The sequence below is a fragment of the Synechococcus sp. CC9605 genome (assembly GCF_000012625.1).
Classification (GTDB): Bacteria; Cyanobacteriota; Cyanobacteriia; order PCC-6307; family Cyanobiaceae; genus Parasynechococcus.
On record NC_007516.1, the window covers coordinates 1,240,795 to 1,263,159 of the forward strand.

23 protein-coding genes are annotated in these 22,365 nt (G+C 59.1%); 6 read left to right on the forward strand and 17 right to left on the reverse strand.

What is annotated here, in order from left to right:
- Positions 1 to 61: 61 nt before the first annotated feature.
- The 6 genes from SYNCC9605_RS06655 to SYNCC9605_RS06680 form a co-directional block, all read right to left on the reverse strand.
- On the reverse strand, positions 62 to 1,111 hold the full coding sequence (locus tag SYNCC9605_RS06655) for a M23 family metallopeptidase (RefSeq protein ID WP_011364300.1): 1,050 nt from the start codon (positions 1,109 to 1,111) through the stop codon (positions 62 to 64).
- A gap of 72 nt (positions 1,112 to 1,183) precedes the next feature.
- On the reverse strand, positions 1,184 to 1,675 hold the full coding sequence (locus SYNCC9605_RS06660) for a tRNA (cytidine(34)-2'-O)-methyltransferase (protein WP_011364301.1): 492 nt from the start codon (positions 1,673 to 1,675) through the stop codon (positions 1,184 to 1,186).
- Positions 1,672 to 2,256 carry a bifunctional adenosylcobinamide kinase/adenosylcobinamide-phosphate guanylyltransferase gene (gene cobU / locus SYNCC9605_RS06665; RefSeq protein WP_011364302.1) on the reverse strand — a complete coding sequence of 195 codons (585 nt, stop codon included), beginning with the start codon at positions 2,254 to 2,256 and terminating at the stop codon, positions 1,672 to 1,674. Before cobU ends, SYNCC9605_RS06660 begins: the two co-directional genes overlap by 4 nt.
- Positions 2,243 to 3,391 carry a proton extrusion protein PcxA gene (gene pxcA / locus SYNCC9605_RS06670; RefSeq protein WP_011364303.1) on the reverse strand — a complete coding sequence of 383 codons (1,149 nt, stop codon included), beginning with the start codon at positions 3,389 to 3,391 and terminating at the stop codon, positions 2,243 to 2,245. The genes cobU and pxcA overlap by 14 nt, the downstream gene beginning before the upstream one ends.
- Positions 3,392 to 3,404: 13 nt before the next feature.
- Positions 3,405 to 4,076, reverse strand: a complete 672-nt coding sequence (gene psb32 / locus SYNCC9605_RS06675; protein ID WP_011364304.1) for a photosystem II repair protein Psb32 — start codon at positions 4,074 to 4,076, stop codon at positions 3,405 to 3,407.
- Positions 4,077 to 4,109: 33 nt separating this feature from the next.
- Positions 4,110 to 4,517 carry a tellurite resistance TerB family protein gene (locus tag SYNCC9605_RS06680; protein ID WP_011364305.1) on the reverse strand — a complete coding sequence of 136 codons (408 nt, stop codon included), beginning with the start codon at positions 4,515 to 4,517 and terminating at the stop codon, positions 4,110 to 4,112.
- A 62-nt stretch (positions 4,518 to 4,579) separates the two neighbouring features.
- Between SYNCC9605_RS06680 and SYNCC9605_RS06685 the strand changes: the two genes are divergently transcribed.
- Entirely contained in the window at positions 4,580 to 5,230 is a 651-nt protein-coding gene (locus SYNCC9605_RS06685) for a cofactor assembly of complex C subunit B (protein WP_011364306.1), read from the forward strand.
- On the opposite strand, the gene lptC is transcribed toward SYNCC9605_RS06685, so the two are convergent.
- Both lptC and SYNCC9605_RS06695 read right to left on the reverse strand, forming a co-directional pair.
- Positions 5,175 to 6,341 carry an LPS export ABC transporter periplasmic protein LptC gene (gene lptC, locus SYNCC9605_RS06690; RefSeq protein WP_011364307.1) on the reverse strand — a complete coding sequence of 389 codons (1,167 nt, stop codon included), beginning with the start codon at positions 6,339 to 6,341 and terminating at the stop codon, positions 5,175 to 5,177. The two genes, SYNCC9605_RS06685 and lptC, sit on opposite strands and share 56 nt — an antisense overlap.
- Positions 6,328 to 7,872, reverse strand: coding sequence for a methionine--tRNA ligase (locus SYNCC9605_RS06695; RefSeq protein ID WP_011364308.1), 1,545 nt, complete (start codon positions 7,870 to 7,872; stop codon positions 6,328 to 6,330). Before SYNCC9605_RS06695 ends, lptC begins: the two co-directional genes overlap by 14 nt.
- Before the next feature lie 86 nt (positions 7,873 to 7,958).
- Here SYNCC9605_RS06695 and SYNCC9605_RS06700 point away from each other — a divergent pair, with 86 nt between their 5' ends.
- Positions 7,959 to 9,746, forward strand: coding sequence for an FAD-dependent oxidoreductase (locus SYNCC9605_RS06700; protein WP_011364309.1), 1,788 nt, complete (start codon positions 7,959 to 7,961; stop codon positions 9,744 to 9,746).
- On the opposite strand, the gene SYNCC9605_RS06705 is transcribed toward SYNCC9605_RS06700, so the two are convergent.
- The 3 genes from SYNCC9605_RS06705 to rpmG are packed head-to-tail and all read right to left on the reverse strand — an operon-like array spanning position 9,734 to position 12,229.
- Entirely contained in the window at positions 9,734 to 11,764 is a 2,031-nt protein-coding gene (locus SYNCC9605_RS06705; protein WP_011364310.1) for a ribonuclease catalytic domain-containing protein, read from the reverse strand. The two genes, SYNCC9605_RS06700 and SYNCC9605_RS06705, sit on opposite strands and share 13 nt — an antisense overlap.
- A 10-nt stretch (positions 11,765 to 11,774) precedes the next feature.
- Positions 11,775 to 11,996 carry a 30S ribosomal protein S18 gene (gene rpsR, locus SYNCC9605_RS06710; protein WP_006041316.1) on the reverse strand — a complete coding sequence of 74 codons (222 nt, stop codon included), beginning with the start codon at positions 11,994 to 11,996 and terminating at the stop codon, positions 11,775 to 11,777.
- Positions 11,997 to 12,034: 38 nt separating this feature from the next.
- On the reverse strand, positions 12,035 to 12,229 hold the full coding sequence (rpmG, locus tag SYNCC9605_RS06715) for a 50S ribosomal protein L33 (protein ID WP_011364311.1): 195 nt from the start codon (positions 12,227 to 12,229) through the stop codon (positions 12,035 to 12,037).
- A gap of 126 nt (positions 12,230 to 12,355) precedes the next feature.
- Here rpmG and pheT point away from each other — a divergent pair, with 126 nt between their 5' ends.
- Positions 12,356 to 14,779 (forward strand): phenylalanine--tRNA ligase subunit beta, encoded by a 2,424-nt coding sequence (pheT, locus tag SYNCC9605_RS06720; protein ID WP_011364312.1) that lies wholly within the window; start codon positions 12,356 to 12,358, stop codon positions 14,777 to 14,779.
- Here the strand turns inward: pheT and rlmD are convergent.
- The gene (gene rlmD / locus SYNCC9605_RS06725; RefSeq protein WP_011364313.1) at positions 14,769 to 16,166 is read right to left on the reverse strand and encodes a 23S rRNA (uracil(1939)-C(5))-methyltransferase RlmD; all 1,398 of its coding nucleotides are present in this window, start codon (positions 16,164 to 16,166) and stop codon (positions 14,769 to 14,771) included. The two genes, pheT and rlmD, sit on opposite strands and share 11 nt — an antisense overlap.
- A 100-nt stretch (positions 16,167 to 16,266) precedes the next feature.
- Between rlmD and apcD the strand changes: the two genes are divergently transcribed.
- On the forward strand, positions 16,267 to 16,761 hold the full coding sequence (gene apcD / locus SYNCC9605_RS06730) for an allophycocyanin subunit alpha-B (protein WP_011364314.1): 495 nt from the start codon (positions 16,267 to 16,269) through the stop codon (positions 16,759 to 16,761).
- 580 nt (positions 16,762 to 17,341) lie between these two features.
- Positions 17,342 to 17,836 (forward strand): YqhA family protein, encoded by a 495-nt coding sequence (locus SYNCC9605_RS06740; protein ID WP_257930016.1) that lies wholly within the window; start codon positions 17,342 to 17,344, stop codon positions 17,834 to 17,836.
- 62 nt (positions 17,837 to 17,898) lie between these two features.
- Here SYNCC9605_RS06740 and SYNCC9605_RS06745 read toward each other — a convergent pair whose 3' ends face one another.
- Positions 17,899 to 18,846: a molecular chaperone DnaJ gene (locus SYNCC9605_RS06745; RefSeq protein ID WP_011364317.1), complete on the reverse strand. Its 948-nt coding sequence runs from the start codon at positions 18,844 to 18,846 to the stop codon at positions 17,899 to 17,901.
- 78 nt (positions 18,847 to 18,924) lie between these two features.
- Positions 18,925 to 20,466, reverse strand: a complete 1,542-nt coding sequence (locus SYNCC9605_RS06750) for a DUF3370 family protein (protein ID WP_011364318.1) — start codon at positions 20,464 to 20,466, stop codon at positions 18,925 to 18,927.
- A gap of 154 nt (positions 20,467 to 20,620) precedes the next feature.
- On the opposite strand from SYNCC9605_RS06750, the gene SYNCC9605_RS06755 reads away from it, so the two are divergent.
- Complete coding sequence (locus SYNCC9605_RS06755) at positions 20,621 to 20,806, forward strand: hypothetical protein (protein ID WP_041434746.1); 186 nt, start codon at positions 20,621 to 20,623, stop codon at positions 20,804 to 20,806.
- A gap of 73 nt (positions 20,807 to 20,879) precedes the next feature.
- Here SYNCC9605_RS06755 and SYNCC9605_RS13455 read toward each other — a convergent pair whose 3' ends face one another.
- From SYNCC9605_RS13455 to SYNCC9605_RS06765, 3 genes are all read right to left on the reverse strand, one after another.
- Positions 20,880 to 21,140: a hypothetical protein gene (locus tag SYNCC9605_RS13455; RefSeq protein WP_011364320.1), complete on the reverse strand. Its 261-nt coding sequence runs from the start codon at positions 21,138 to 21,140 to the stop codon at positions 20,880 to 20,882.
- A 69-nt stretch (positions 21,141 to 21,209) separates the two neighbouring features.
- The gene (locus tag SYNCC9605_RS15685) at positions 21,210 to 21,467 is read right to left on the reverse strand and encodes a sigma-70 family RNA polymerase sigma factor (RefSeq protein WP_011364321.1); all 258 of its coding nucleotides are present in this window, start codon (positions 21,465 to 21,467) and stop codon (positions 21,210 to 21,212) included.
- Between the two features lie 30 nt (positions 21,468 to 21,497).
- Positions 21,498 to 22,343, reverse strand: a complete 846-nt coding sequence (locus tag SYNCC9605_RS06765; protein WP_011364322.1) for a DUF4922 domain-containing protein — start codon at positions 22,341 to 22,343, stop codon at positions 21,498 to 21,500.
- Between the last annotated feature and the right edge of the window lie 22 nt (positions 22,344 to 22,365).

Genomic DNA, 22,365 nt, shown 5'->3' on the forward strand with positions numbered 1-22,365 from the left:
TTCATTGTTCCGAGTTGTCGAGCAAACAGCTCGAGACCGGATCGGTCATGAAATAGTTGATTCAGGCCTTTCGTGCCGGCAGCTTGACCAAGGGATTGAGTGCTGCGCCACCGGCTCGACGGATTTCGAAGTGAAGGTGAGGTCCGGTGCTACGTCCGGTGCTTCCCATCAGTGAAATGCGAGCCCCGCGAGGAACAACTTGTCCTTTTTTGACCAGAAGGCGGCTGTTGTGGGCATAACGCGTGGATTCACCATCACTGTGAGCAATTTCAACCAGGTATCCGTAGGCACCGCTCCAGCCGGAATAGGAGACAATCCCATCTCGTGCTGCAACGACAGGTGTTCCGGTGTTGTTGGCGATATCAATCCCTTTGTGCATCCGACCCCAACGCCATCCATAACCAGAGGTAAAAACACCCTTTGTTGGCCATTGATAACCCACGATCGGTGGTTTGAGGCTGTCGGGTTGATCCGCCATCGGGAGAAGCGTGTGCTCTGGCCAAGCAGCACCTCCACTTCGGAGCGGACGAACAGCAAGCAGGGACTGGCCGGAAGAAGCCTGGGCGACTTGAAGTTCCCGACCAACCGTCAGAGCACTGAGTTCAAGCCCTGGATTCCAGGTCTTGAGCTGCTCTTGGGTGACGCCGTGGCGCTTGAGGAAGGCAGCCAGGGAATCACCTTTCTGGATTTTCGCAAGGGTGCCGACCGGTGGCGGGGCGGCCACTGGAAGCGTCTGACGCTCACTGTTCCGCTTGAGTGACGACAACGTCCCAGCAACAACCCGGGCAGAACGAGGCAGGGAAAGCCAACTCTCTTTCGCGAAAACGTGGGAGGAAGGCACGTTGTTCAACGCGGCCAGAGCCTCACGATCAAGTTTGAACAGTTCAGCAAAACGCCTCAGCGACGTTTCGCGAACAACCTCGAACCAAACCGGATTTGTTGGTTCGGCTTTGCTTACAACAGCGTTGATTACCGGAGGATCAAGAGCTGGCAGCGGAGGCAACTCAGCAAGCTCAAAGGTGGCGTTATCGGCAATTCCGGGCAGAGAAGCCCACAAACCCAAGGACAGCACAGGGCTTACAGCAGCTGCCAGAGCAAGCGGTGCGCGCATGAAAACCCTTAGACGCGTTGAGGGTAACGATCCGAACATCCCGGCGCAAGGGGGATTGGAGCAGTGGTGGGATCACCACAACTGCAACTGCTGACCAGCCACATAGGTGACCAGAGCGCAGGCCACAGAAAGGTTGAGGCTGCGCACGCCTCCCTGGCCAGCGTCATCAGCTGCTCCAGGCATGGGGATCGTGAGGATGCTGTCGCAGGCATCGCGTACCGATTCCGGAAGCCCCGTGTCTTCCCGGCCAAACAGCAGCACATCGCCGCGTTGGAACGTGAACGAAGTCAGCGAGGAGCCACCGCGACGGCTGCAGCCGATCAACCTCTGCCCTGGACGAAGCCCGGCTTGAAACTCAGGGAAGTTCGAAGCAATCGAGAGCTGCACATGGGGCCAGTAATCGAGGCCGGCACGGCGCACGCTGCGATCATCCACCTTGAAGCCAAGGGGCTCAATCAGGGTTAACGGAATCCTGAAGGCCGCCGAGGTGCGAGCGATATTGCCGGTGTTCGGTGGAATCTGGGGCTCGAACAGGGCGATCCGCAGGGGTGAGATCTCAGTCATGGCACCTCATGGCCAAGGGCATGAAGGTTCAGAGCGCGACCTTGGAGAACGAGCCAGGCGCCGTCGGCGACGCGATCCAGCGCTTGGGCCAGACTTCCGAGACGATCCCGGAACAATCCACCAATGCGTGTTGGGGGAACAACCCCCCATCCTGTCTCTTCGATCACCAGAACAAACGTGCAGTGGGATGACCTGATCGATGCGATCAGTCGTTCACAGAGCTGATCCCAGTCCGATGCAGTGAGTTCAAGGTGGTGGGCAACAAAGCCACCGAGTGCGTCAATCAGGACAGATTGCCCCGGAGCCAGGTTGTCGATGAAGTTCACCAGCGCGGCTCCAGATTCAGCCACACTCCAGTGGTCGGGTCGACGCTTCCGGTGGGCCTCCAGTCGCATCTGCCAATCACGGTCATCCGGCCGGGTGGCGGCCGTGGCGATGTAGGTCACAACAGGATGATGATGCAAGAGATGCTCAGCCCACCGGCTCTTTCCGCTGCGGGCCGGGCCGCTCACGAGAATCAAGCGGCTGGTTTGGCATGCACCGGCGGGCTCCAAATGGACCGTGGAATCACCCACCACCATTCATCCCCTTCAACGTTGCGACGGACGATGGAGATACACGGTTGAGATATCTGAAAATCCAGTACTTGAAAATCGTCGCCAACACCACGGGGAATGTTGCGATGAAGAGATTGACGAAACTCTGGCTGGAGGGAAGGCCGAAATGGTCAGCAACTCCATCCAGCAGCACCGACCATCCTTCGGGGCTGTGGTAACCCACAAAGATGTCTGTGAACAAGATGATGGCGAAGGCCTTGGCGGAATCACTCAGCCCGTAGACAGCTTCATCCACGAATCCTCGAAGAACCCGCAGTTCATCACGGCTCATCAAACAGACCACAGCAAAGGCGATCAGGCCTGCCAAATCCGCAAAGACGTTTTTGATTGCTTTGAGACTTTCCTCATCGGCATCGTGCTTGAGCTCGGTCGCTTTTTCCGTGAGCTTGTTGCGCAGTTCTGCATCATCGAGGGGTTCCACACCCTTGAGAAAGGCATCAAACTCAAGCTCCTGTTTGTATAAACGAAGCTTCTTTGCTGCTTTTTCTTCCAGTAGCGGCTTGGGATAACTCAAGAAGGGCAATTCGGGTGAGAACTGATTCACCGCAGGGGAAATCAGATAAGTCCCCGAGATTTGCGACACCAACAAAGGGACCAGGACCAAAAGCAACAACACCCTCAGTGAGATCAGCGTTGTGTCACGACGGCGGCGAAAACCGGCGACGACACTGTCTTCTGTAGAGGGGTCTAGCTGAAGTCGAATGCTGTCAAAGACACCCAGGAGTGAGCGGGGCAAGGCATCCGGTGAACGGCTGATTGAAGGCGAACTGGTGGATCGTCTGGATCCGTAGCGGCTGACGATGGATTCGATCAGTTGGAGTTGACGCAGCTCCTGAGAATCCAGCTGACCTCTCTGATCTGAGAGTTTGGCTGCTGAACTACGGCAGATGGACAGAGCGGTTTTGAAGCGGCGCAGAATCGTTGCCTGCACCGAGCGAGGAACGGAGAGTTTGAGCTCCGGACGGATCTGTCGGTCGCCGTAATACTCGAGTTCAAGGCTTTGAATCAGCAGAGCCGCGTCGTAACCACGCTCAAGATCACCAGACAGTTCAACGGATTGACTGGTGCTGAACAGGTTGATCCAGTTACGGCGGCTCATCGCAGTTGTTCAATCAGCGGGAGAACACCCACCAGGTGGCCATCGGAATGATGGTGCCAAGCACCAGCAGAATGATCACCCACTTGGTGGCATCGCTTTCAGCCGTTTCAGCCTTGGTGGGGATGTTTGTAGGAAGAGTGACCCGTTCGATCTCCTTCGGGGGGCCGGGATCTTCCCCACCTGAAAGAACGGTTGAAAGGCGAGTCAGCCCATCAACAGAGGCCTGGCGGTAACGATCTCCATCCCGAAGAGGGACAGTCATCGTTGTACGAGCTGTGCTTTTGAGCAGGCTGGACGGCAGCTGTGCTTCGAGCTCCTGATTGGCAACCACGGCGGATCGCTTGTTCGAGGTCTCGATCAGCATCAACAGCAAAGGATTACTGCTGGGTGAGCTCCAGGTCTCAAGGAGATCCTCGCCGAAGCTGTTCAAGCTGATGCCGTAATCCAGACGCCGCAGTGTGATCAATCGGGCATCCACCCGTTGATCCTCAAAACTGCGCAATTTCGCTTCCAATTCACCACGGCTGGCGCGGCTGAGCACGTCCGCATCGTCGATCACCAGTGCATCCGGCAGGCTTCCACCCAGAGCAGCAGGGGAGATCGCCAGGCTGGCAGGGGCCCAGAGAAGAAGGCAGATCCCGAAACTGAGCAGGCTGGCCAACAGGCGTCGGACGGAACGGGACATCCCTTCAAGCGTTATGACCACCTCAGTCTGCCGTCAGCTGTCCAGCATGTCGCGGTTTAACGCCGCAATTGCCTCGACAACCATGCGGGCATCGTTGTCGGGCATCGTCATCTGACGGGTGAGCTGGTCCAGGAGGTCGGTCTCCTCCGCTGTGATCTTGCGGTCGGCATGCACAAGATGTGCTGCCACCGCCAGGGCCGACTGCTGCTGGTTTTGATTGAGTTGCGGCAAGGCGGAGCTGATCAAGCCTTGAACACCCTGCTCCCGCAACAGTTGCAGCAAACGATCAAATAATTCACCCATCGCTGCTTCAGAGCTGTCGCTGTACAGCGATCGGTACTCCAGCTGACAGCGCAGGGCATGGGCTTCATCCCGCCCAAGCTTTCCGTCACAAGCAACGGCGGCAAGGGCAATGGCGGCAAAAGCCTCGGGGGTCGTCATGGCAGGGACGCACATGTCGGTATTTGAGCAGGATGATTGCGTTCTGACAGCACCCTTTGTTGATGCCAGGTCCCGCCCGTGCCGTTCTGATCTGCGCGCTCCTGTTGCTGGGTCTGACCGTGACCAATGCGGGCGTGGCGGAGACCGTGACTCCCGAGCTGCAAAGGGCAGAGGTGCTGGCAGGAATGGCATCAGTTGGGCTGATGCTTGTGGCGGTGCTCTGGACACGGGCCAATCCCAGATCAGCGGAGAAGGTTCCGTTGAAGGGAGAACAGGGACTCGTGATGATGGATCAGTACAACGCGGTTCAGAAACAGGAGCTGGCTTGGGGCAGCCACATGCTGCTGACAGCGACGCCAGCGGCTTCCGTGCTGGTGCTCTGGCGGGATCAGATTGTGCTGCGTCGCGGCTTGATCAGTCAGGAACCATTCGAGCCAGGGGCGATCACCAAGCGGGCCATGGAGCGTGATCAAACCATCTCCCTGGTGAACACCACACTCTTTCCGGGACGGGCGGAATTCGACGCAATGTTACCGTCACTCCCTGCCATTGTTGTATGCCCCATGGGAAACGAGGGGGCCGTGATCGTGGGGGGCTGGTCGCCCCGATGTTTCACCCGTTCGGATGAACGATGGCTGGAGGGCTGGTCACAGCGCCTCAGAACGACACTCGGGGACGACGTGGTTTCTCCTGTGCCGCCGGACTCAATTTGATCGTGGATTCAACCCGTGCTCCGGATTGGCCGAAGCGAATCTCACCGTCCTCAGAGATCTTGGCCTCCATGCGTGAGGCCCGTGTGATCTGCTCGGGGTTCGTCCGCCGAAGAACCACATCCCCATCGGCCACAACCCGTTCACGGCGCCAGTTCCAGGCACAACGCCGGGCTGTCAAAAATGCCGTCTTCTGCTGCATTCGGCAGCCACTGGAAATAATCACGGTGCCAGTGCGCTCATCAAGCTTGAACCCTGTGCCCTGCACGTTGCTGTTTTTCAGATCGGCCTGAACGGGTTGATCGGATTGCAGTTGCTTCTCTGAAAACAACCAGCGCGTCCGACCGGCAGTGATACGGCCTCGGTCGCCTTCGAGCTCAAGCGTGACCGGTTGTTGTAAGTCGAGGTATCCTTCGCGGGTGTTGCCATTCAGCCCAGAGGCGCTGAGCGTGCGGCCATCAGTGCGGGAGGCCTCCACCGGCCCAGGCGCCTGCATCAAACCGCTCTTCAGATTCCAGCTCCCGCTGCCACCCCGCACCACAGTGGAAGCAGCACTTGTTTGATCAACACGGTTCAGCTGGGTTGGGCCGCTGAACACAAGCACCTCGCTGTCCTGCTGAAACGTCAGCTCGCGGGAGCGAATTTGCGTCTGGCCATCATTGGCCTTGGGCCGTTGATTGATCACCATCCGCGATTGCGATGGCGTCCAAATCAGATTGTCTCCCTCGATCGTCAGCCCCCGTTGGTTTAACTGCCGCAGCTGAACCGACCCTTCCAGCACAACGAGCTCACCATCCCGCAACACCGTGGCAAGATCGGCCGTAATTCTGTATCTGGGTTGATCGTTTTGATAGAGGAGGCCTTCGGGACGTCGCGCACGGATGGTTCGACTGCTGAGGTCGTAACGCGCCTCGGGGCTGGTTAGATCCCAGTCACGATCTCCGTTGTCGGCACGCTGACTCAGATCCAGCGATCGGAACACAAAGGACGGCGTCGGTGCAACCGCCATCAATCTGCGGGGACTGCAAGCAGCCATCAATGCACTCGCCAGAAGGGCTGCTGTCAGACCACAACGCGACAAGCGACCCAGCATGCTTTGTTCAGAGCGGTTCATCCAGTTCCAACCGCTGCATCACCGGAGTTGGCTTGGGCAGGGCAGAACCGCTGCACAGCCTGCCCCAATTCAGCTGATTCGACCAGTTGTTTGGATCCAAGCTCTCCCCGAGTTGGGACAGGATCCGCTCGCTGAGATCGGGAAGCAGCGGGGCAAGCAGGAGCCCAACGATGCGGGTGGTTTCCAGCACAGCGAACAAATCCTCGGCCACGCCTGCCTCTTGGCCGGGTTCCTTCATGCGACTCCATGGAGCCGTGTCATTGAGATGACCGTTCGCCGCAATGGCCAGCTGAAGAATCGATTCGGCCGCGGTCTTGAACGCGAGCTGAGGCATCGCCTCCATCACCGTGCTGATAGTTTCCGCAGCCTTGAGGGCCAGCGGATGGTCAGCCTCTGAGGCTGCTCCTGCTGGGGGGACGCCGTCATCGAACCACTTGCGGGCCATCGACGAGGTTCGGTTCAGCAGGTTGCCGATGGTGTTGGCCAGGTCGTTGTTGACCAGATCCACAAAGCGTTGTTGCTGGAAATCTCCGTCGTCTCCGAATTGGATGTCGCGCAGGAGATACCAGCGAACGGCATCAGTGCCGCATCGCTCCAGCAACAGTTCCGGGTCGAGCACATTGCCCAGGGACTTACCCATTTTCTGCCCCTCCCGGGTCAGGAAGCCATGGCCGAAAACCTTTTGCGGCACCGGCAGTCCTGCAGACATGCACATGGCCGGCCAGAACACGGCATGGAAGCGAAGAATGTCCTTGCCGATCACATGCACGGAGGCAGGCCAGCCGCAGGATGCCAGCCGATCCAGCGATACCGCTTCACCGTCATCCAGAAGTGCTGTGAGATAGCCCAGCAGGGCATCAAACCAGACGTAGAAGGTGTGACCGGGATGGTCGTGGACAGGAAGTCCCCAGGACACATTCACCCGTGAAATGGAGAAGTCGTGCAGGCCTTGGGCGACGAAATTGCGCACTTCCTGGCGTCTGCTGACAGGGGCAATGAAGTCGTCCCGAGCCACCAACTCTTCAATGGCGGATTGATAGCGGGAGAGCCGGAAGAAGAGGTTCTCCTCATCGCGCCATTCCAACGGCTTGCGGTGGATCGGACAGGAGGGCGACTCCGCCTCGGCCGGATCGTCCTTGTATTCCTCGCAATCGACGCAGTACCAGCCCGTCTGTTTGCCGACAACGATGTCGCCGGATGCCTTAACCCGTTCGTAGAACTCACCCACCAACTCCAGGTGACGCGGGTTGGTGGTGCGCACGAAGCGATCGTCGGAAATTCCCCACTGATTCCACAGATCGCGGTAGCGGCTGCTGACGCGATCGCAGTGGTCTTGCGGGCTCAGCTGCTGACGTTCTGCGGTGCGTTGAATCTTCTGGCCATGCTCATCAACGCCGGTCACGAAGGTCACCTTCTCCCCCAGGAGCCGCTCGAAACGAGCCAGGGCGTCACAGGCCAGCGTGGTGTAAGTGCTGCCCAGGTGGGGACGGTCGTTGACGTAATAGAGCGGAGTCGTAAGGGTGTAGGGCATCAGAAAAGTTCGAACTCCGCTGCACCGCAGCGACGACAGACTCTAACGAGCATGCCCAATACGCTCCACGCCAACCCGCCCTCACCATGACGCACCGCGACGTGGTGGTTTGGGGTGGTGGTTGCGGGGGCGTCGCTGCTGCACTGCAGAGCGCGAGATCAGGAGCTGAAACGGCACTGTTCACCCCTGGTCCCTGGCTCGGGGGCATGGTGAGTTCGGCAGGAGTTTGCGCGCCGGATGGCCATGAACTGACCTGTTGGCAGACCGGGATCTGGGGCGCCTTTCTGCGGCAGCTGGAGCTTGAGGAGCCGAGCGGGCTTGACCACAACTGGGTGAGTTGTTTCGGATACAGGCCGCAAACGGCCGAACGGATCCTGCAACGCTGGGTGGCAGCCGAGCCCAGGCTGGAGTGGCGTCCCCACTGCCGCTTGGAGCAGGTTCACGGCCAGCAGGGACGCCTCCACTCCCTGGAGATCCTCAGCGTGAAAGGCGTTGAAACCTTCTCCGCCGATGTGTTTGTGGATGGCAGCGACCTGGGAGATCTGCTTGCCCTGTCGTCGGTTCCCTTCCGCTGGGGTTGGGAAGCCAAGGAGATGTGGGATGAACCCAGCGCCCCCGATCAGTCCCGGCTCGAGAGCGACGCATTCTTTGAACAGCAACCGATTCAGTCACCCACCTGGGTGGTGATGGGTCAGTTGCATGGGGAACTCGCTCCGCAGCGTGCCGCTGGGGTACCGCGGTGTCCATTTGATCGGAGCACCGCCAGCTTCGGCCTCAAGGAAACCATCACCTATGGCCGTCTACCCAGCGGCCTGGTGATGCTGAATTGGCCCCTGGAGGGCAACGACTGGCACAACGGCCTCGATCGAAGCCTCAGCGCTGATGGTGAGGTACGTGCGGAGCTGGCCCAGGAGATGCAGAGGCACAGCAAGGATTTCCTCACGGCGCTGGAGGAATGCAGCGACGGTTGGATCGCGGCCGGCAACGCCTTTCCAGGTGAAGATCCCAGCCTGGCGTTGATGCCTTACTGGCGGGAAGGTCGGAGGTTGATGGGTCGATCAACGGTCACGGAACGCGACCTCCTGCCGATGTCCAGAGGAGCCCTGCGGGGACCGCTCCCGATCGATGCCCAGGGACGCTGCACCAGCATCGCTGTGGGCACTTATGCCAATGACCATCACTACCCGCGTAAGGACTGGCCCCTCGCACCGAAAAGTGTGCGTTGGGGTGGACGTTGGAGCGGTACGCCTTTCTGCATCCCCTTCGATGCCTTGATCTCAGACGCGATCCCCAACCTCGTGATGGCGGAGAAAGGCTTCAGCGTCAGCCACATGGCCAATGGAGCCACGCGGTTGCAGCCTTTGATCCTCAATCTGGGCCAGGTGGCGGGTCTGGCGGCGGCCATGGCCGTTCGCCAGGGCTGTGACCTTGGCGATCTTGCAGTTGAGTCGATCCAGTCAGCCCTAATCCACGAGCCCAAGGCCCCTGCAGCGGTTCTCCCGATCTGGGACTGGCCGCACTGGCATCCGCACTGGGTCACGGCACAGGAGCAGGGCTTGGCTCAGCCTGAAATCCTGGACGCCATGGGCTGCCTTTCAGATATTGAAGTCAGCATGCTGATGCCTCCTGGCATGAACCAGGCGCCACACCAGTCGCATGAGGTCGGTCTCAGTGGCGTGCTCACAGGCAACCTCCAGGAGGGCTACCAGCTGCAGACCTCTGAAGGGATCTGGCCTCTGATCACCCTGGAACCGGCGATCCATCGCTGGCTATCCGAACAGGATCACTCGGGCCAAACCCTGAACCTCCGCGGCATCAAAAACATCTGGGGGCCTTGGGTCCGGATCACCGGGGTTCTGGATCAAGCCAACTGAAGCTGAAGCTCACCACGTACCGGGTCAGCACGACCCACCTTGAGTTCAAGAACGTCGCCAGGGCAAGGGTCGTCTGCAGAAACAAAACCCACCAAATCCATGGCCAGATCGCTCACATGAACCAAGGCCAAGCGATCCTGCGGGCGCAACCAGCGCAGGAACACGGCCGTCCAGACGGTGTTGTGATGCTCGGCAAACCACACCTGCTGCCAGTGACGCTGATCCTCCCGGCTGATCTGAATGGATTGGCGCAATGGATCATCGAGATCGTCAATCACTTCACCAAGACGCTCTTCATCCATCGGTTCAAGCGCCGACAGCTGGGCAATGATCTGCCGGTGGGCGATGAGATCGGCGTAGCGTCGAATCGGTGACGTCGCCTGCACATAGGCCTCAAGGCCGAGACTGAAATGGGGCATGGCCCGCGTGCCCTGCACGCCACGGCTCAAGCAGCGCTTGATCGCCGCATCACGGGCTGGTCCCTCGGGGATTCGATCGAGTTCATCGCTTGAGGGCAGCTCCGCCGCAGGCTGACTGCGGAACGGCAGAGGCAGGTTGTGCTTTTGCCCAAAGCTGGCCACAACAGCACCCATCAGCAGCATCGCTTCACTCACCATCAGGCGGGAGGGTGACGGGTCAATCACCTGCAGCGTCAAGGACCCATCGCTGCGGCGGAAGCGTCCTTCGGGGCGGTCGAACATCACGGCTCCTTTGGAGCGTCGCCAGCGCATGCGCTGCATCAACAGTCCCGAAAGATCCGAAAGGGCCTCATCTCCTGGAGGTGCCAACTCGATTAGCTCGTCGCCATCGCCGTACGTGAGGCCATAGCGGGGTCGGATCCAGCTGCGAGCAATCCGTTGCTCCACCACAGCACCATCGGCATCGAGGTGAACGGCTGCACTCAGTGCTGCACAGCGCTGCCCAGCTCGAAGGCTGAGGGGACCGGCCGCCAGTTCCAGAGGGAGCATGGGCATCACACCCTCCGCCAGATACAAGCTTGTGGCCCGACGTCTGGCTTCCTGATCCAGGGGGGAGTCAATGTCGATCAGACGGCTGGGATCAGCGATGTGGATCCAGATCCAATTGACGCCATCACGACGCTCCAGCGAGAGCGCGTCATCAATTTCGCGGGTGCCTGCATCGTCCAGGCTGTAGGTGGCCAGGTGGGTGAGGTCGATGCGTTGCTCATCCGCAGGCAGTTCTTCTTCCGAAAGAGCAACAAGGCGATTCGCTTCCTCCATCAGATCAGAGGGAAAACGGCGTGACCAGACGCTGCCTCTTAGGCCAATGGGCTCGTTTGGATCGAGCAACCCACGCACGATTAACCACTGCCGCAGATCGGCGGCATCCGATCCAATCGACAACGCTGCCGACCACTGCTGGAGATCAAGATCGGAACCCACCGCAGCGGGATTGTCTTTCAGCAACTGAATCCAGTGTCTGAACTGCTCGTCCCAAACCGGGTCCAGTTCCAAGCGTTCATCGTCACTGAGGGCTCGCTCAGCCCGAAGCAACGCGAGCTGTCGTTGTTCATGCTGTTGTGCCTGCCGCTCAGCTCGACGTTGGCGCCGCAGGCTGTCCCTTTCCCCGCGGGGGAGCGGTTGGATCAAACGGTCGCGACGCCAACGGAACAGCTGTTGGTTCCCATGAAGCCAGGCCCACAAGGCTGCCAGCCCAGCGAGGTTGAACGGGGTCAGCACCAACTCGCCAAAGTCGCAGAGCCTCAATCGAGCCAATCCCCCCGGTTGATCCGTTTCCAGTAGCTGCCAGGCCTCTAGGAGGGCCCGTGCTGATGGAGCGCTGTCCTGCACCTGCTCAGGAGCCGGTAAAGCACTGTTCGCGAAGCGATGCTCGGGATCGATGGCAATCAGGTCGCGCAGGGGCAGACCCTGGTCACGACGTTGACCACCAAAAGAAAGAACCGCCTTGCTGCCTTTGATGGACAGAAGACGGCCGAATAGAGGGGAACCCTTGAGAACTACCGCGACGGTGTCTCCGGGTTGGATTGAGTTGTTCAACGCCCGAGGGTCAACCTTCGGGATTCACAAAGGGCAGAAGGGCAACGATGCGGGCACGCTTGACAGCGTTGGTGAGATCGCGCTGCTGCTTGGCGGTGAGGCCGGTGAGGCGACGGGGAAGGATCTTGCCGCGTTCAGTGATGAACTTCTTGAGAAGATCCACATCCTTGTAATCGATGGGATCACCGGGCTTGATCGGCGAAAGACGCTTCTTGAAGAAGGAGCTGGACATGACTCAGGAACGGATGGAGGAAAGACGGACCTGCAAGGTCACTTGATCTCCTTATGGATCGTGGACTTGTTGCAGTGGGGACAGAACTTTTTGATCTCCAGCCGTTCGGTGGTGTTCCGGCGGTTCTTTTCCGTCGTGTAGCGAGACACGCCGGGTGAACGCTTGGCGGGATTGGACCGGCATTCGGTGCACTCGAGAGTGATCACGATCCGGACGCCCTTGTTCTTGGCCATAAAGGACGTTGCGCCGCAGGTGCGAAGCGAATTGACAAACATCGAGCTTACCCCCTGACCCGACATGCCCTGGGCTGCTCTTCCAAGGGGACTTCCTAGGATCGCGCGCTGTCTGGCTTAGATCCGATGCGGGTATCCATCTCCTGGCTGAAGCAGCTGGTCCAGGTGAATGAGTCCGTGGACGATCTCTCTGAGCGTCTGTCGATGGCAGGCTTTGAGGTGGACGACGTCGATGACCTCAGCGCCCGGGCCCAAGGCGTGGTGGTTGGCAATGTGCTGGAACGAGAGAAACACCCGAACGCCGACAAGCTGAGCGTTTGCAAGGTGGATGTCGGAGCTCAGGCCCCGATCCAGATCGTTTGTGGTGCCAGCAACGTTCGTTCCGGGATCCATGTTCCGGTGGCCATGGTCGGAGCCACCCTCCCCGCCGTGGGATTGACGATCAAAGCCGGCGAGTTGCGGGGTGTGGCCAGCAACGGAATGATCTGCTCCCTGACCGAGCTGGGTCTGACGGAGCAATCCGACGGCATCGCAATCCTGGATGAGCTGGATGAATCCTTGCCGCCCAACGGGTCGCCTGTGGCGCCCCTGCTGGGTCTCGACGACACCGTTTTGGAGCTGGCCATCACCGCCAATCGCCCCGACGGCCTCTCGATGGTGGGTATCGCTCGCGAGGTGGCGGCCTTGACCGGTGGCAGCTTGAGCCTGCCCGAGCTGGATCTGGATCCCAGCACCAGTCCGCTGACCACAGAACTGGACGGCTGCTTCTACACGATCACCAGGATTGAGGGTGTGGACGGCTCAAAGCCCTCACCCACCTGGTTGCAGCAGCGCCTTGAGCGAGGTGGCGTAAACAGCGTCAATGCGGTGGTTGACGTCACCAATCTGGTGATGCTGGAACAGGGGCAGCCCCTCCACGCCTTTGATGCCGATGCGCTGGAACAACTGACCGGGCAACCGGTGGACGCCAAGAGTTTTGCGGTCCGTTCCGCCCGCGATGGGGAAATCTTCGTCGGTCTGGATGATCAGAAGCGAACCCTCGACAGCCGTGTGCAGGTCGTCACCTGCCATGACCGGCCTGTCGCCGTCGCAGGTGTGATGGGGAGTCTCGAGAGTGGGGTGACCGCCAGCACCCGGAACATCTGGCTGGAATCCGCCCTGTTTGCTCCGCCGCGGGTTCGCCATTCCGCCCGGGCCTTGGGCTTGCGCACCGATGCCAGCAGCCGTTTCGAGAAAGGGTTGCCTGTGGAAATGACCCTGCCCTGTTCGGCCCGTGCTTCGGCCTTGTTGAGTCAGGAGTTTTCCTGCTCTGAAAGCGGCCGTTGGGTGGGCGGCAGCGGTCCTGCAGAAGCGGGACCGGTGCTGTTGCGGCGCAGTGCCCTGCATCAACTGCTTGGCCCCCTCGATGCTGCCGATGGACCGGAGGATCTGGATGACACCAGCATCGAAAACTGCCTGACAGCCCTCGGTTGCCAGCTCTCAGCCCATGAACAGGGTTGGGAGGTGATGGCGCCCCCATCGAGACGGCAAGACCTGCAGCGTGAAGTTGATCTGATCGAGGAAGTGGCTCGTCTTGTGGGCTTCGACCGATTCGGGGCTCATCTGCCGGATCCGCTGGAGCCCGGGGCACTCACACCGCGCCAGCAGGCGGAACGGCGTCTGCGGCAGCTGTTCTGTGCAACAGGGCTGCAGGAGGTCACCACCCTGTCTCTCGTTCCGGCTTCCGAGCAGGAGCAGCGCATCGCCATCAGCAATCCGTTGTTGGCCGACACAAGCCATCTGCGCACCAACCTCTGGGAAGAACACCTGCAGATCTGTGTTCGCAATCTGAAGGCATCGCAGCGGGGTTGCTCCGTCTTTGAGATCGGCAACACCTACAGCGGCTCCCCGGAGGCCGTCAGCCAGAAAGCGGTTCTGGCTGGTGTGATCTGCGGAGATCGACGCCTCTCCACCTGGGCAACCAGTGGCAAACCCCAGGCACCCGACTATTTCCAGGCCCGTGGTGTTCTCACCCGGGTGATGGAGGCCCTGCAGCTGGAGCTGTCCGACCGTCGCCTGACAGATGACGCACGACTGCATCCAGGTCGGGCCGCCACCCTGGTGTTGGAGGGACGCCCATTGGGCTGTTTCGGACAACTGCACCCAGCTATGGCTGAGGAGCTCGATCTTCCTGAAGCCACCTATCTATTCGAGCTCGACCTTGCGAGACTGCTGGATGCCGCCACCCGCAGCAACCGCTGGACGCCGTCCTTCAAACCCTACCCAACCGTGCCGTTCAGCGAGCGGGATCTTGCCGTCATCGTTGACCGATCCAGTGCCGCTACCGATCTGATCCAAGCCATCCGCAAGGCGGGCAAACCTCTTCTGGAGCAGGTGGAACTGGTGGATCGCTTTGAGGGCGAGCAGCTGGGCGACAACAAAGTGAGCCAAGCCTTCCGTCTGCGCTACCGCGGCAAGAACGAAACCCTCACAGACGACAAAATTCAGCCCGTTCACGACAAGGTGCGTGCTGCTTTGAGCAAGCAGTTTCAAGCTGAGCTCAGGAGCTGACCCGTTTCAGCAGCGCCAACGACTCAAGGTGCGTTGTCTGGGGGAAGAAGTCCACGGGCTGGAGCACCTCCAGCTCGTAGGAACCTGATGGAGCGAGCAAAGCTTTCAGATCCCGTGCTTGCGTGGCGGGGTCACAGCTGAGGTAGACCACCACGACAGGAGGCTGCTCAAGGATGCTGTCCACCACGCGTCGATCCAGACCCCGGCGCGGTGGATCCAACACCAGCGCCTGACAGTCGTCCAGATGCGCAGCGAGGAGGTCTGCAACATCGCCGGCATGAAATGCACAGCGGGAGGAAAGGCCGTTATGCATGGCATTCAGCCGGGCCTGCTCCACCGAGTCGGGATTGAGTTCCAGGCCCTGAACATCAAAACCGGCCTTGGCCAGGGGCAGGGCAATGGTTCCGACGCCGCAATAAGCGTCGACCACCAGTGCGCCGGCGCACTGGTTCAAGAGCCAGTCGGTGAGCAGCTGAACGATCCGTTCCGCCTGCGGCGTGTTCACCTGAACAAAGGTGGTGCTGCTGAGGGCGAGCTTGATGCCGCAGAACTGTTCCTCGATGGTGGGAACTCCAGCGAGGCAATGGGTTTTGCGACCAAGCACCAGGTTGTTGGCCTCGGGTTGAAGGTTAAGGCACACCCCTTTCACCTCAGGCCAACGCTCCACCCAGCTCTGAGCGAGATCCTCTAGGCCTCGAAGCTGAGCATGGCTGCTGATCAACGTGATCAACACGTCTCCCGTTGCGCTGGCCAGACGAAGTCCGAGATGGCGCAGACCCTGGGCTTCGAGCAGGTCATGGTCCGCCGGCCACCCACCTGAATCGAGGTCTTGCTTGAGAGGCTCCACAAACGTGTCCAGGCGTGGATCGAGCACCGGGCAGTGGTTCAGATTGACAATCTTGTGGGTCTTCGGTCGGAAGTAGCCGGCCTTCAAGCGTCCGTTCTGATCCCGCTTTAGAGGGATCAAGGCCCTGTTGCGGTAACCAAAGCAGCGTTCAGCATCAACAATGGTGGCTGCAGGGGCAACATCAATGCCCCCAATGCGCTGCATGGTCTGTTGAAGCTGCTGGGCTTTCCAACGGGTTTGTGCAGAGTCGTCCAGACGTTGCAGGGTGCAACCACCACAGTCATCGGCAAGGATGCAGGGAGGGCGACGCCGCTCTGCGGAAAACGAGATCTGGTCCACACGACGGCTCAACCAGCGCGACTTCTGACGTTGCTGCAGCTGAACGGTGGCACGCTCCCCCGGCAAAAGATCAGCAACGACGATCACCCAGTTGTTCCAACGGGCCAGACCCTTGCCGTCGCGATCCAGGTCAACAGCCTCGAGCTCGATCGTGAGCCCGGGCCGCGGTTCACTGCTGTGCGGGCTATCGACTTTGGTCATGCTCTCGGTTCCCTGCCATTGCAATGGCGTAACACCCGGGCGGAGATGGGTCTGGTGAACGGGTCGAGACCACTAAACTCCACGAAGCCTGCCCAGTTCCATGAGCGTTGTCCGGGATCTCATCCTCCAGGCCGATGACGATCTGCGGTATCCCACCAGCGGAGAACTCCGCACCATGGTGGATTTCCTTGACCAAGGCGCCATGCGCGTTTCTGTGGTCAAGGTTCTGACCGAAAACGAGAAGAAGATCGTCGACGAATCCGCCAAGCAACTGTTTGGTCGCAAACCTGAATACGTCGCACCTGGCGGCAATGCCTATGGTCAGCGCCAGCGGGCCCAGTGTCTGCGCGACTACAGCTGGTATCTGCGTCTGATCACCTACGGAGTGCTGGCCGGCAGCACCGAAATGATCCAGGAGATCGGCCTAGTGGGTGCCCGCGAGATGTACAACAGCCTCGGTGTTCCGATGCCTGGCATGGTCGAAGCGATGAAGTGCATGAAGCAAGCGTCCCTGTCGCTGTTGTCGGAACAGCAGGTGAAGCTCGCGTCTCCATACTTCGACTTCTTGATTCAGGGCATGCAGACGTCGACCTGATTCAAAGAACGACATCAGCAAAGAGCCGGGCCTACATTCCCGGTTTTTTATTGCCATCTATCTCTAATGAGATCAATAACGAGACCAAGAAAGCGTCTCAAGCAAGAGAAGTAGTTCTTCTTACTCGTCTCAATAAGCCAAGGCGAGTCCAGGCATGAGTCCTGGAACTATTCCCATGTGATCAGCTCGAGACCGAGCCCAAACTCAACCACCAAGGGCAGAAAAACTGTGGATCTAGCAGCGTACCTGTGTCTACCGCAGGTACGCGGACTCCAAAACGGCTGATGTTGCCGAGTTTTGAAGGGTCATGGTGCTCCCTGGACTGGCCGTGGACTCCAGCAAAAAGCAGCAAACAGTGATTTTTTGCATGAGATCGAAACAGCCGAGACACCACTGGATGCTGCAAGCAAAACAACGCAAGATCCAAATCTTGAGAATTAGCACTTGTCTCAGTCGAGACAAGTTTCAAGTCTTGTTATGCGAATCAACCAAGATCCGAAATTGTGATGATCAGACTATGCCCGATTGATTGAGTTGAGCCATGGCCGCGCGATGGATTTAACGAAGGTTTGAGCGGCTGATCTGGAAATTCCGGCTAATCAGCATTGTTCCGGTGGTGTTGAGCCTGCTCGGAAGCGTTGGCTGCTTCGTGATTGGGGCGATCGAAGTCATCAATGCCTTTCTCGTGATCATGCGGCTGTCCTTCACGACCAAGAGCGTTGCCGCCAAGACAATCGCTCAGATGGTTGGAGGGGTTGATTACTTCGTGATCGGCATCGCCCTGCTGATCTTTGGCTATGGCATCTATGAGCTGGTGATTTCAGACCTGGATCCACGCCTTGAGGGTGGGGAAGAGCAGCACAACAACATTCTCTCTGTGAACAGCCTTCAAAGCCTGAAAAACAATCTGTCCAATGTGATTGTCGTGGGCCTGATTGTCGCTGCGTTCAAAAAGACCATTGGCTTCGAGGTGAACAACGCCACCGACCTGTTGGCGCTGTATGGGTCTGTGGCAATGCTGGCCCTCAGTGCCTGGCTGATTGTTCGCAGCCACGGCGCCGAACACAAGACCTGACTCAGAAGAATCAGACAAGACGCAATCCGAGTCCAATGACGCGTCTTGACTAGGATAGACGATTAGCGGTTTCGGTACAGCTCGCGCAGCAACCGATACGCCTCATTGAGTCGCCGCATCGCATCGGTGGAACCACCCGCATCCGGGTGTTCTTCAAGTGCCCGTTGCTTGTAAGCATCCCGGATGGAGCTCAGGGTGACCGAAGTGCCTGCCTGGGTCGACATACCCAAGAGCTTGAGCGCCCCGTGCACCGTCATCGTTGACTCCAGAGTTTCGAAGGAGGTGACCTGCCGGCTGCGACGGAACCGGTTTACAAAGCGACGGATCAGGGTCGGCATGCGCTCCGCCAATGCAGACGTGGCAAAGGGATCCTCAAGAGCTCCGGCCACCACCATCACACGTCCCAGCGATGGATCGCCTGACTCCCAGCCGGCACAGAGCGTTTCAACGGCCGCATTCGCAGCCGACCAGGTGAATGGACGCCCATCACTGGCATCGGTGCTGGACCAGACATCACGGGCCAGCCAGGTCATGGCGGCTTCAATCACGGTTGGGCCCGGTGGTTGGCCGTACAAGGACCTCCAGTGTTCTTCAGCTGCAGCACTGGCCTCTCTGAGATCAACGGAATCCACCGTTGAGACAAGCGGCTCGTTCTGTGCAGAATCCCGCTGCTGCGGAGAGCGAAGGGTCGCTTTGAGCTGACTGGTGCGCTTGCTCACGAACCCCGGCAGATCAATGCCCGTGGCAGCCCCCCCCGAGGGAACCCCAGATGCTGAGGTTGGAATCTCTTCAACACCAAGTAAATCGTTGCCCGTTGAGATCAGAACGAGACTGGTGACCTCATCAGATCTGCTTGTTGCTGCTGGTTGAGGATCATCCTTGATGGGTGCGATCTCGGGATCCGATGCCGCATCACCAGGGTCGAGCAGATCCTGCAGGAGCATTTCAAGCACTCGGCCACGGGAACGCGCTCCGTATTCACCCTTGAGCTGGTCAATCAACGCGACCATGGGCTCTGACATCTCCACAGAGATGCGTTGACGTTTTGAGTCCTCGCCGCTCAAAAGTTCAATCCACCTTCGGGAAGGTTATCGACCCTGAAGCTGGAGCAACCATTGCTGCTGAGAACGAACCACATCGCCATAACGGGGACTGGCCACGGGAATCACGGCAGGAATCCCTGGGGCCGGCTTCAACGTTGTTGGACTTACAGGTGCAGGGTTCACAACAACAGGCTTTGCTTCTGGAGGAGGAGGAGCGCTCTTCGGCCCCACCTTGCGGGATTTGGAGTCTGCAAGTTTCAACTGGGCATCTCGCTGTTGTTGCTTGCATCGATGAAGCATGGCCAGCTGCTGCACGGGAACAACGCTGAGGAGATGGCCTGGTGTGGCATCAGCTGGATAAACCAGACTCACCTTCACCGCCTTGCGGGTGCCTGGCACCAGGTTGAGATCAGCCAGGGCCAGGCTTTCCCCTGAGCGCATGCCCACGTGAACCTCCTGAAGGGCTCGATCCTGAACAATCTGCAGCGATCCACGAAAAGCTGTGAACGTCTTCTTGCCAGAGACCACAGGGTGACTGAGCACCAGTTGATGGGGTCCTGCACCGGAAACATTGAGAGTCACGTCATAGCGAACCCCATAGGTGCCGACGTTGTTCAAAGCAGAGTCAATCATCCGTGTGGTCAACGGATTGACCTGAACATCGCTGGTGCCGAAGTGATGCCGCTTTGTGCTGGTCAGAGGAACATGCAGTGGACCCTGGTTGAGGTCATGGCTGATCTCAGCCTTGTAGGCATCGCCCAGGGCGACGCCGGCCACCCGGGAGAAAACACGACCCAGCTGGATCTCGCGAATCCGGTTGAGATAAATCCTCCCCGGCGCCAGTCGCCCGGACCGCAGCACCGCGAAGAGATCGGAATCCTGTGCTGATTGCTCGGCCGCAACAACAGCCATTGTGAAAGGACCATTGCTGCGTCCCCTCAGCAATCCGTTGGCAATGCCACGGGCAGGAAGCACGGTACGCACCACAACCTTCTGCCCACCTGCCGGGATCACGACATGTTCGGGTAATTTCCGGTCCAGTTCGCCGCGCAGGAGTTGAACAGCTGTGGCATCGCCAGGTCCTGTGTTCCAAGGACGCTTCCCGAGGGGCTTTACCCCCATCAAACGATTCGGGAGATAGGGCGCTTCGAAACTGTTTTTGACGGAGCCACGGTCAAAATTGAGCGTGATCGGGCTTGATCCGGGATTCGTCGCGATCAGAGCCAGAGTCATCAAGCCCCTGGATCGACGCCCCCCCAACTTGGCTTGGTCTTGGGGGTAATACTTGTGGTGCATATGAACGCCGAATTCACCGTTGAAGGTGTGGGCGGCGTTACGAAGCGGCTGGTTTAACTCTGCGGGGATGGCCGAACCCGCAGCTGTGTTCACCAGGATTCCTGGCCCGGTGACGATCTCCGGTTGATTGGAGTGAAGAACCGGAACGTTGTTGAAGGAGCCGTTGAGAGGTCGAGCTTTTTGACCTGCCATCAGGGCGACATACGCCTCAGCGCTGCGTTGAAGACCAAACTCAAGACCCGCAAGTGAGACGCAGGTCAAGACCAAGATTGGGATTCGCCTGAGACTCATGCGGCTTGTGGATGTGGTGTTCGTAACAACGTTGACACCACGATGTGGATGCTCTCAATTAACAACGTAGTTCCACCTTCTGAGACAGCCAAGTGATCGGCGGATCACACCACGCTTGAAAATCGGTCAGCATGCGAGAAGAGCCGACGCTGACATGCTTCCTCCCTTCTGCTGCAGCCCCAGCACCGATCACACGACCCTGCGTCGCCAACATCAGGAACGAAAGATGTCGATGCTGAGGTTCTGGCGTGATAGTGCTGAACGGCAGCTGTCGGCCCTCAATGCCGCCATCCAAACGCTCCAAGATCAGATGAATCGCGACGCTCAGGCTCCCAGCTGAGCAGCTTTCAGCTCGTTCGCGAGGATGTGCAGGCCGCGTTTGACGCGCCTCTGAGCCGTCATCGCCGAAACCTCTAGCTGTTGCGCTGTTTGCCGAACTCATGCCATCGAGGACGACCATCTGCAGAGCGCGTTGGTCGTATCTCCAGGTTGCGGAAGAGCTTGTTCACTCTGCTCCAGGCCTCTGAGCGTTCGATGAGATCGATCCCCTCCGGTCGGTCATCAAGTAGATCGTCATTGAATTCCACCCAGTACTGCTTGCTGCGGTAGTAGTCCACCGCCAGGGCATCGGCTGCGCTGAGAGGAGTGCCTTCCGGTTTGCGCATCATCTTCATGGCCCGCTCCTCGACGGCCCTTGGGAGTCGGACCAAACCTGCTCTATCGCGGAGGAAATGAAGAATGTCTCACCGGATGTGCGGCTTGGCGAAGCTTGGAAATGGTGCCCCCCGCTTCGCCTCATAGCGGTTGTATGCCTTGATCAGGCCGAGACATCCCACTTGCAGGAGATCGTCACTTTCGAGGCCTGTCTGCTGGGCGTAGTGACGGGCAATGGGTCGAACCATATGCAAGTTGTCATGAATTTGTCGGTTCCGACGCTTGAGGCAGGTCTTGTCCAATGAATGCTTGTTGGCTGCATCTCCAGCCTTGGCAGAGAGAAGCAAGCCATGGCATCTGTGCCATCACTGAACTTTTCAGCTCTGCCCGTCAACAACGGCTTGAAGCAGAGCTTCTGGCCCCGCACGCTGAATCCATTGCCGATCGGAAAGCTCGGTGCTCAACAAGGATCCTGCGAAGCCAAGGGCGTTGACACTGAAGCCACGAATGCCCTCCCTTCCGCGGCGAACCATGGCCATCCACTGGCTTGAAAGCAGCAGGTTGTAAGCCCCTCGAGGGCAGTCGTCGGTGGTGGGGTGCCCCAACCCGAGGTCTGCAGCCAGAGCGAGATACAGCTGATGAAGCGTCTCGGCCGTCAGGGTTGAACGGATCGGCGCGACCCGTGCACTATGCAACAGAGGATCCTGAGCAGACGTTGTTGTGCCCTCCGCACAGCGCTGGAACCAATCCTCGCGAGCACAGATCCGCTCCCCTGCTGAACGCGGTAACAACTGCAGATGCCGATGGGGCTGACTGGCGCCGGCATCAGGACCACTGTTGAAAAACCACAGCCCCGTCGTCATTGCATCGACCCGGGCGAGGGAGCGCCAATCCTCCATCGATAACCAACCGGTCTGGGGTTGCCAGTCCTGCGTGATCAGCAACATGTGCGTGGTCTGAACGGGATATTTGTTCAGGATCACGACGTGGGACTCACCGATCCGATCAACCTCCAGACGTTGGTCCCAGGGGAGAAACGGATTCGGCTTCGGTCCTGATGCTCGAAGGTGTTTGGGTGTGGCGCTGAGCAGATGGCGCAACTCAAAGCGACTTCCTCCATCCCCCATGAGGTGGGTCAACGAGGTGTCAAGCGGCACCAGCGCCCCGGATGCGGTCGCTGCAACCGTGACCTCGATCGCTTTTTGAAGCAGTTCACTGGTCATGCCATGTCAACAGTGCCAGCGA

Excerpts from the sequence above, each read along its gene's own strand:
- SYNCC9605_RS06655 (WP_011364300.1), bottom strand. The coding sequence starts at position 1,111 with ATGCGCGCACCGCTTGCTCTGGCAGCTGCTGTAAGCCCTGTGCTGTCC.
- SYNCC9605_RS06660 (WP_011364301.1), bottom strand. The coding sequence starts at position 1,675 with ATGACTGAGATCTCACCCCTGCGGATCGCCCTGTTCGAGCCCCAGATT.
- cobU (WP_011364302.1), bottom strand. The coding sequence starts at position 2,256 with ATGGTGGTGGGTGATTCCACGGTCCATTTGGAGCCCGCCGGTGCATGC.
- pxcA (WP_011364303.1), bottom strand. The coding sequence starts at position 3,391 with ATGAGCCGCCGTAACTGGATCAACCTGTTCAGCACCAGTCAATCCGTT.
- psb32 (WP_011364304.1), bottom strand. The coding sequence starts at position 4,076 with ATGTCCCGTTCCGTCCGACGCCTGTTGGCCAGCCTGCTCAGTTTCGGG.
- SYNCC9605_RS06680 (WP_011364305.1), bottom strand. The coding sequence starts at position 4,517 with ATGACGACCCCCGAGGCTTTTGCCGCCATTGCCCTTGCCGCCGTTGCT.
- SYNCC9605_RS06685 (WP_011364306.1), top strand. The coding sequence starts at position 4,580 with ATGCCAGGTCCCGCCCGTGCCGTTCTGATCTGCGCGCTCCTGTTGCTG.
- lptC (WP_011364307.1), bottom strand. The coding sequence starts at position 6,341 with ATGAACCGCTCTGAACAAAGCATGCTGGGTCGCTTGTCGCGTTGTGGT.
- SYNCC9605_RS06695 (WP_011364308.1), bottom strand. The coding sequence starts at position 7,872 with ATGCCCTACACCCTTACGACTCCGCTCTATTACGTCAACGACCGTCCC.
- SYNCC9605_RS06700 (WP_011364309.1), top strand. The coding sequence starts at position 7,959 with ATGACGCACCGCGACGTGGTGGTTTGGGGTGGTGGTTGCGGGGGCGTC.
- rpsR (WP_006041316.1), bottom strand. The coding sequence starts at position 11,996 with ATGTCCAGCTCCTTCTTCAAGAAGCGTCTTTCGCCGATCAAGCCCGGT.
- rpmG (WP_011364311.1), bottom strand. The coding sequence starts at position 12,229 with ATGGCCAAGAACAAGGGCGTCCGGATCGTGATCACTCTCGAGTGCACC.
- pheT (WP_011364312.1), top strand. The coding sequence starts at position 12,356 with ATGCGGGTATCCATCTCCTGGCTGAAGCAGCTGGTCCAGGTGAATGAG.
- rlmD (WP_011364313.1), bottom strand. The coding sequence starts at position 16,166 with ATGACCAAAGTCGATAGCCCGCACAGCAGTGAACCGCGGCCCGGGCTC.
- apcD (WP_011364314.1), top strand. The coding sequence starts at position 16,267 with ATGAGCGTTGTCCGGGATCTCATCCTCCAGGCCGATGACGATCTGCGG.
- SYNCC9605_RS06745 (WP_011364317.1), bottom strand. The coding sequence starts at position 18,846 with ATGGTCGCGTTGATTGACCAGCTCAAGGGTGAATACGGAGCGCGTTCC.
- SYNCC9605_RS06750 (WP_011364318.1), bottom strand. The coding sequence starts at position 20,466 with ATGAGTCTCAGGCGAATCCCAATCTTGGTCTTGACCTGCGTCTCACTT.
- SYNCC9605_RS06755 (WP_041434746.1), top strand. The coding sequence starts at position 20,621 with ATGCTTCCTCCCTTCTGCTGCAGCCCCAGCACCGATCACACGACCCTG.
- SYNCC9605_RS13455 (WP_011364320.1), bottom strand. The coding sequence starts at position 21,140 with ATGAAGATGATGCGCAAACCGGAAGGCACTCCTCTCAGCGCAGCCGAT.
- SYNCC9605_RS06765 (WP_011364322.1), bottom strand. The coding sequence starts at position 22,343 with ATGACCAGTGAACTGCTTCAAAAAGCGATCGAGGTCACGGTTGCAGCG.